At 25.4% G+C, this 6,606-nt stretch carries 7 protein-coding genes; all 7 read right to left on the bottom strand.

Annotation, left to right across the window (positions count from 1 at the left end; all coding sequences use genetic code 11):
* A partial coding sequence (gene mobV, locus ACQZHJ_RS18005) for a MobV family relaxase (RefSeq protein ID WP_430486920.1) occupies window positions 1-628 on the bottom strand: 628 nt, incomplete at its 3' end.
* Window positions 629-1,108: 480 nt separating this feature from the next.
* Window positions 1,109-1,279, bottom strand: coding sequence for a hypothetical protein (locus ACQZHJ_RS18000; RefSeq protein ID WP_430486918.1), 171 nt, complete (start codon window positions 1,277-1,279; stop codon window positions 1,109-1,111).
* A 48-nt stretch (window positions 1,280-1,327) separates the two neighbouring features.
* Window positions 1,328-2,383 carry a protein rep gene (locus tag ACQZHJ_RS17995; protein ID WP_430486917.1) on the bottom strand — a complete coding sequence of 352 codons (1,056 nt, stop codon included), beginning with the start codon at window positions 2,381-2,383 and terminating at the stop codon, window positions 1,328-1,330.
* Between the two features lie 360 nt (window positions 2,384-2,743).
* Window positions 2,744-3,931: a MobV family relaxase gene (gene mobV / locus ACQZHJ_RS17990; RefSeq protein ID WP_430486919.1), complete on the bottom strand. Its 1,188-nt coding sequence runs from the start codon at window positions 3,929-3,931 to the stop codon at window positions 2,744-2,746.
* Between the two features lie 480 nt (window positions 3,932-4,411).
* Window positions 4,412-4,582: a hypothetical protein gene (locus ACQZHJ_RS17985; protein WP_430486918.1), complete on the bottom strand. Its 171-nt coding sequence runs from the start codon at window positions 4,580-4,582 to the stop codon at window positions 4,412-4,414.
* Window positions 4,583-4,630: 48 nt separating this feature from the next.
* Complete coding sequence (locus tag ACQZHJ_RS17980; protein ID WP_430486917.1) at window positions 4,631-5,686, bottom strand: protein rep; 1,056 nt, start codon at window positions 5,684-5,686, stop codon at window positions 4,631-4,633.
* A 360-nt stretch (window positions 5,687-6,046) separates the two neighbouring features.
* Window positions 6,047-6,606 (bottom strand): hypothetical protein (locus ACQZHJ_RS17975; protein WP_430486916.1); only part of this gene is annotated, 560 nt, incomplete at its 5' end.

Raw genomic sequence — 6,606 nt, 5'->3', positions numbered from 1 at the left:
TTTTAAGATTTTTCAACTCATTTGATAATATATCTTCTATCTCTTTTTTATATTCATGTATATTATCAATATTGCCTCTCTCTTTAGTTTTCCCATTTCCCCTAATTACATTAAAACCTTTTTCCTGAAGATATTTAGGAGCATTAGCATGAACTTTATTAAGTCTTGATTGAGTTAACACAGAACGACATTGTAGTTTACCATCTCTTATTGGTACAAAATGAAGGTGCATATGTGGAGTTATTTCATCCATATGAATTTTAGCTGATACTACATTTTCTTTTCCAAACTCATCACAAAAGTAATTATAAACTTCTCTAAAATATTCTTTAGACTTATCTTCTCCCCATTCTTCAAATTGCTCTTTATTTAAAGTTATTATGTTTGAAACATCAACTACAGAATTTTTTTGTATCTTAGAATTTTCTCTAACTTCTTCAACTCTTTTTTTAACTCTTTGATATAAATTTAAATTACTCTCTACTAAATCATAATTTAAATGAGTTTTACTCAAATCAATATCTTTATTTCTTATAAAGCCTTTTCGTTCCTGCTCGTTTTCTTTTCCCTTAACATCACTCATCTTATTTTTTTGTGCATTCCATGCAAACTCCATGCTTTCACCCACTTATATTTATATTTTGACACATTGAAAACCCATCATTTTCACATATCGTGTAAACTACTGAATATATCATGTGCAGTACTGAACACATTGTGTGTAAGCAATGTGTTAATGGTGTGCTTTTTATCAAACACTCTTTTCAAGAGTGTAGCACGTTATACTCTTATTTCCAAGAGAACGTGCTCTCCGAGGGTAAATGCTTTGCATTTAAAAGGGCTTTGCCCTCACTTCGTTTCACCCATAAACTTTTATAAAAGTTTAATCAAAATTTTCTTTGCGTCTCCGACGGCACTCGCCGTTTGGCAGAAGGACTCTAGTCCTTTTTTATTTAGTGTTTTGGTTTATACACCATCAAGGTAGTATAAAAATAAATTGAGCAGCTCTATTCAGATCTGCTCAATTTATTTTTATCTCCACCTTGATTTTAATCTAAGTTTTAAATTAAAATTATATTGTCTTTAAAATTCTTTCTATTTTTTGATATTATATTTTTATTTTATATTCCAAATTTTCTATTAAATAATCTACAACAATTTTATCTAAAGAAACATCATATCTTTTTTCATAATATTTTATTATTTCTACATTCTTTTGAACCATTTCCACTTTAATCATAAAAAAATGCAATAATAATAAATATTTTAAAATATTCATAAACATTACTCCTAACTACTTATAAATAAGCTTTTAAAAACTTAAAAATTAAATCTTATCAATCAAATCATTATTCAAACTTTCTTTCTCTTCTTCAGTTAATTCTCTTAATTTTGTATTTTCATATTCTTTCTTAGTCCAATTATAGTAAAGCATATACTCATATTTTATCTCATCTTTTTCTTTATAAACATCTAATTCTCCATTCAAATACATCTTATGAACCTCTTTAAAAAGCCCACCGAAAACTAATACTTGCTTTCCTTTAAGTGCTTTATAAAATTCTGAAAATACTCTTCTATTTATTAAATAATCACTATCTTTTGCTGAATACTTTGATAGCTCGTACACTTCTTTATAATTACTCATTTTAGCTTTTCTTATATCAACTTGAGTGATCCTTTCATCTCTCATTGACTTTTTCCATATTTCAAGCCATCTTTCTCTTGAAATATAAGTTCTATTTCCAAAATAACTTTTATTAACTGCTATAACTACATGGAAATGTGGATTATAAGTATCGTAGTTAGGTTCTAAATCTCCTACTTTTAATCCTTTATTTTGATAATATTCTTTTTTCTTTTTCCATAATCTTTTAGTTATATACTTTTCTTTTTGATAAGTTACTTCAAGTTTTCTTATGTAGCCTTTAACTATTAACTTAACTTCTTTAAGTTCCATAAGTCTTTTAAAAGCTTTATTATATTCCTTTATAGCTTGTTCAAGTTCTCTTCCAATAATATTAGGAGTAGTTAACGTTAAAAATATAAATTCCTTACTTTCTTCTAATCGTAAATGCTCCATTAAAATACTTATTTCTAAACTATCTTTTAATGCCATTCTCCAACTACACATTGGACAAAATCTATTTTTACAGAAGTTACCTTGATGTAGCTTTTTATGTTCTAATTCTAAGTCTGCTAACAACATCAAAAATCCCCCACAATCTTTTATTCTCTCTGACATTTTTACAGATACAAAAGGTTCTATATAGTCACTAAACTTTGGATTTTTAACCTTTTTTTCTTTACATTTATCTATTATTTCACATTTGCTAATTTCTTCTTCTTGTTTTTTAGTTAAAATTATAGTATCATTATTCATGGTGAATTAGTTCTTTTGTGTCAGCAAAAGGATTTTAAAATAAAATAAAAATGTCCTAATAAGACACGAAAAAGAACTTGCTCCTTTCTAAAGTAATTTTAATTTTAATCTGAACACTTAAAATTATAAAATACTTTCCTGAAAATAGCAAGTTTTTATCGCTTAACCCTAGAGTTTTCAACGGCTCTAGGGTTTTTTGTTAAATCGAAATAGTTACCGATAGTATCAAGAATGAAAAAACTCGATTTTTTTTTAGCAAAAAATCTCGTAAAAAGTGTCCGTAAAAGTCCACTTTTTTACAGAAAAAAATGAGCAGATAAATCTACTCATTTTTATAAAATAAATTTGTTTTTTTAAAAATTATAAACCAATTGAATATTTTTTATTTTTATTTTTATTTTCTACTTGTATTGATTTTAAATATATTTTTTTTAGCTCTGGATTAGAGTTAATAATTTCTTCTTGTTGCTTATATAAATTTTTATATCTATCTAAACCTTTTTCTAATTTTTTATTCTGAATCTTTAAATTAATATTTTCTCTTTCTAAATTGTCAACTTTAATATAATTTTCAAACCAATCATTTTTATATTTATCTAATTGCTCTTCGAATTCTTTTCTCAATTCATTTTCAATATCTTTTTTTCTTTTATTTAATTTATTAATCAAATAGTCTTTATCAGTTAACCTAAAATCCATTGATTTAAGCTCATTTTCAATCTTTTCAATCTTCTTATCTTTTGATTTTAAATTTTCTTTTAAATCATTATTCTCAATAGTTAAATTTTTAATGCTATTAACTATTGAATCAAATATATCATTTTTTAGCTTTATTTCGCCCGTTAACAGCGTCTTTTTATATTCTAGGTGTTCTAGGTCTAAAATAGAATTTAAAGCATCTCTATGAGCCTCTAAATCGATTTTAAGATTTTTCAACTCATTTGATAATATATCTTCTATCTCTTTTTTATATTCATGTATATTATCAATATTGCCTCTCTCTTTAGTTTTCCCATTTCCCCTAATTACATTAAAACCTTTTTCCTGAAGATATTTAGGAGCATTAGCATGAACTTTATTAAGTCTTGATTGAGTTAACACAGAACGACATTGTAGTTTACCATCTCTTATTGGTACAAAATGAAGGTGCATATGTGGAGTTATTTCATCCATATGAATTTTAGCTGATACTACATTTTCTTTTCCAAACTCATCACAAAAGTAATTATAAACTTCTCTAAAATATTCTTTAGACTTATCTTCTCCCCATTCTTCAAATTGCTCTTTATTTAAAGTTATTATGTTTGAAACATCAACTACAGAATTTTTTTGTATCTTAGAATTTTCTCTAACTTCTTCAACTCTTTTTTTAACTCTTTGATATAAATTTAAATTACTCTCTACTAAATCATAATTTAAATGAGTTTTACTCAAATCAATATCTTTATTTCTTATAAAGCCTTTTCGTTCCTGCTCGTTTTCTTTTCCCTTAACATCACTCATCTTATTTTTTTGTGCATTCCATGCAAACTCCATGCTTTCACCCACTTATATTTATATTTTGACACATTGAAAACCCATCATTTTCACATATCGTGTAAACTACTGAATATATCATGTGCAGTACTGAACACATTGTGTGTAAGCAATGTGTTAATGGTGTGCTTTTTATCAAACACTCTTTTCAAGAGTGTAGCACGTTATACTCTTATTTCCAAGAGAACGTGCTCTCCGAGGGTAAATGCTTTGCATTTAAAAGGGCTTTGCCCTCACTTCGTTTCACCCATAAACTTTTATAAAAGTTTAATCAAAATTTTCTTTGCGTCTCCGACGGCACTCGCCGTTTGGCAGAAGGACTCTAGTCCTTTTTTATTTAGTGTTTTGGTTTATACACCATCAAGGTAGTATAAAAATAAATTGAGCAGCTCTATTCAGATCTGCTCAATTTATTTTTATCTCCACCTTGATTTTAATCTAAGTTTTAAATTAAAATTATATTGTCTTTAAAATTCTTTCTATTTTTTGATATTATATTTTTATTTTATATTCCAAATTTTCTATTAAATAATCTACAACAATTTTATCTAAAGAAACATCATATCTTTTTTCATAATATTTTATTATTTCTACATTCTTTTGAACCATTTCCACTTTAATCATAAAAAAATGCAATAATAATAAATATTTTAAAATATTCATAAACATTACTCCTAACTACTTATAAATAAGCTTTTAAAAACTTAAAAATTAAATCTTATCAATCAAATCATTATTCAAACTTTCTTTCTCTTCTTCAGTTAATTCTCTTAATTTTGTATTTTCATATTCTTTCTTAGTCCAATTATAGTAAAGCATATACTCATATTTTATCTCATCTTTTTCTTTATAAACATCTAATTCTCCATTCAAATACATCTTATGAACCTCTTTAAAAAGCCCACCGAAAACTAATACTTGCTTTCCTTTAAGTGCTTTATAAAATTCTGAAAATACTCTTCTATTTATTAAATAATCACTATCTTTTGCTGAATACTTTGATAGCTCGTACACTTCTTTATAATTACTCATTTTAGCTTTTCTTATATCAACTTGAGTGATCCTTTCATCTCTCATTGACTTTTTCCATATTTCAAGCCATCTTTCTCTTGAAATATAAGTTCTATTTCCAAAATAACTTTTATTAACTGCTATAACTACATGGAAATGTGGATTATAAGTATCGTAGTTAGGTTCTAAATCTCCTACTTTTAATCCTTTATTTTGATAATATTCTTTTTTCTTTTTCCATAATCTTTTAGTTATATACTTTTCTTTTTGATAAGTTACTTCAAGTTTTCTTATGTAGCCTTTAACTATTAACTTAACTTCTTTAAGTTCCATAAGTCTTTTAAAAGCTTTATTATATTCCTTTATAGCTTGTTCAAGTTCTCTTCCAATAATATTAGGAGTAGTTAACGTTAAAAATATAAATTCCTTACTTTCTTCTAATCGTAAATGCTCCATTAAAATACTTATTTCTAAACTATCTTTTAATGCCATTCTCCAACTACACATTGGACAAAATCTATTTTTACAGAAGTTACCTTGATGTAGCTTTTTATGTTCTAATTCTAAGTCTGCTAACAACATCAAAAATCCCCCACAATCTTTTATTCTCTCTGACATTTTTACAGATACAAAAGGTTCTATATAGTCACTAAACTTTGGATTTTTAACCTTTTTTTCTTTACATTTATCTATTATTTCACATTTGCTAATTTCTTCTTCTTGTTTTTTAGTTAAAATTATAGTATCATTATTCATGGTGAATTAGTTCTTTTGTGTCAGCAAAAGGATTTTAAAATAAAATAAAAATGTCCTAATAAGACACGAAAAAGAACTTGCTCCTTTCTAAAGTAATTTTAATTTTAATCTGAACACTTAAAATTATAAAATACTTTCCTGAAAATAGCAAGTTTTTATCGCTTAACCCTAGAGTTTTCAACGGCTCTAGGGTTTTTTGTTAAATCGAAATAGTTACCGATAGTATCAAGAATGAAAAAACTCGATTTTTTTTTAGCAAAAAATCTCGTAAAAAGTGTCCGTAAAAGTCCACTTTTTTACAGAAAAAAATGAGCAGATAAATCTACTCATTTTTATAAAATAAATTTGTTTTTTTAAAAATTATAAACCAATTGAATATTTTTTATTTTTATTTTTATTTTCTACTTGTATTGATTTTAAATATATTTTTTTTAGCTCTGGATTAGAGTTAATAATTTCTTCTTGTTGCTTATATAAATTTTTATATCTATCTAAACCTTTTTCTAATTTTTTATTCTGAATCTTTAAATTAATATTTTCTCTTTCTAAATTGTCAACTTTAATATAATTTTCAAACCAATCATTTTTATATTTATCTAATTGCTCTTCGAATTCTTTTCTCAATTCATTTTCAATATCTTTTTTTCTTTTATTTAATTTATTAATCAAATAGTCTTTATCAGTTAACCTAAAATCCATTGATTTAAGCTCATTTTCAATCTTTTCAATCTTCTTATCTTTTGATTTTAAATTTTCTTTTAAATCATTATTCTCAATAGTTAAATTTTTAATGCTATTAACTATTGAATCAAATATATCATTTTTTAGCTTTATTTCGCCCGTTAACAGCGTCTTTTTATATTCTAGGTGTTCTAGGTCTAAAATAGAATTTAAAGCATCTCTATGAGCCTCTAAATCGA

It is taken from the genome of Clostridium sp. B9, from assembly GCF_050509515.1.
GTDB lineage: Bacteria > Bacillota > Clostridia > Clostridiales > Clostridiaceae > Sarcina.
The sequence above is the reverse complement of the archived record's forward strand: the minus strand, read 5'-3'. Positions and strand labels throughout refer to the sequence as shown.

Excerpts from the sequence above, each read along its gene's own strand:
- ACQZHJ_RS18000 (WP_430486918.1), bottom strand. The coding sequence starts at position 1,279 with ATGAATATTTTAAAATATTTATTATTATTGCATTTTTTTATGATTAAA.
- ACQZHJ_RS17995 (WP_430486917.1), bottom strand. The coding sequence starts at position 2,383 with ATGAATAATGATACTATAATTTTAACTAAAAAACAAGAAGAAGAAATT.
- ACQZHJ_RS17985 (WP_430486918.1), bottom strand. The coding sequence starts at position 4,582 with ATGAATATTTTAAAATATTTATTATTATTGCATTTTTTTATGATTAAA.
- ACQZHJ_RS17980 (WP_430486917.1), bottom strand. The coding sequence starts at position 5,686 with ATGAATAATGATACTATAATTTTAACTAAAAAACAAGAAGAAGAAATT.